The 348-nt window shown below is 58.6% G+C and carries 1 protein-coding gene; it reads left to right on the top strand.

Going from position 1 to position 348, the window contains the following annotated elements; genetic code table 11:
* The coding region (locus tag HX855_RS32905) for an EAL domain-containing protein (RefSeq protein ID WP_178948068.1) at positions 1–348 on the top strand (348 nt) is incomplete at both ends.

Genomic DNA, 348 nt, shown 5'->3' on the forward strand with positions numbered 1-348 from the left:
AAGCCCTGCACAACACCGAACCGGTCGAGACCCGGCCTGGTATCGATCGCCACAGCCTGCTGAACGCGTTCAACAACGGAGAGATGCAAGCATGGTTTCAACCCAAGAAAGCCTTGAGCAACGGCAGAATAGTCGCCGCCGAAGCGCTGGTACGGTGGCTCCACCCCGAGCACGGCATGCTGCTCCCTGGCGTGTTCCTCCCGGTGTTGATCAGCTTTAACCTTGAAGAGCACTTGCTGTGGCATATGCTTGAACAGGCCATCATTGCCCAGGCCGCATGGCGTCAACAGGGCTATGACATCCCTGTGTCGATCAACCTGCCCACTCACCTGCTCAACAGCCACGACC

It is taken from the genome of Pseudomonas sp. IPO3778 (assembly GCF_013386825.1).
GTDB lineage: Bacteria > Pseudomonadota > Gammaproteobacteria > Pseudomonadales > Pseudomonadaceae > Aquipseudomonas.